Below are 550 nucleotides of genomic sequence, written 5' to 3'. Positions count from 1 at the left end.
GTCCTGGCAGGATCGCTGCGATGACCTTGAGCGTCGTGGTCGCCGCCAGCAGATCATGGCTGAACGCCACCGATTCATGCTGTTCGTCGGCGCCGTAGCCGGCCGTGAAACGTATCTGGCTAAGCGCGTAGTCGAAGCCGGCCTTCTCGGCGATCTGCGCCAGCTTGCGATTGTACTCGGCAGAATGGTTGGTGCGCTGCTCGATGTTGGAAATCACCAGGCCGCCCGAAACATTCGGCACCCAGTAGGCGAATTTGATCGGATCGGCTTCTGCATGTGCCATGAACTGTCTCCCATTCAGGCCGTGTCGTTGATCGCTCCGGTCGCGCCGGCTCTGATATTTATTATGTTTATAGAATATATATACAAAGAAGGATTTTCCGTTTTTGGGGCGCTCTTGGGACGGAAATACCAATTTTCGCTGCCGAACCCGGCCCGCAGGTGTCAGCCCACGTGTGGACGGTGCGCGGCATTGGGGCCGATGGCCTGCGCTGACGGCAGCGTTACCAGCAGCTTGGCAATTTCAACCGCGACCGCCTGGGCATGGCGG

1 protein-coding gene is annotated in these 550 nt (G+C 58.5%); it reads right to left on the bottom strand.

What is annotated here, in order from left to right; genetic code table 11:
* A partial coding sequence (locus ENZ75_RS33735) for an LLM class flavin-dependent oxidoreductase (protein ID WP_128278696.1) occupies positions 1-283 on the bottom strand: 283 nt, incomplete at its 3' end.
* Between the last annotated feature and the right edge of the window lie 267 nt (positions 284-550).

Source organism: Mesorhizobium sp. M7A.F.Ca.CA.002.04.1.1, from assembly GCF_004022805.1.
In the GTDB taxonomy this organism is placed as follows: domain Bacteria; phylum Pseudomonadota; class Alphaproteobacteria; order Rhizobiales; family Rhizobiaceae; genus Mesorhizobium; species Mesorhizobium ciceri.
This window is presented reverse-complemented; position numbering and strand designations above follow the sequence as displayed.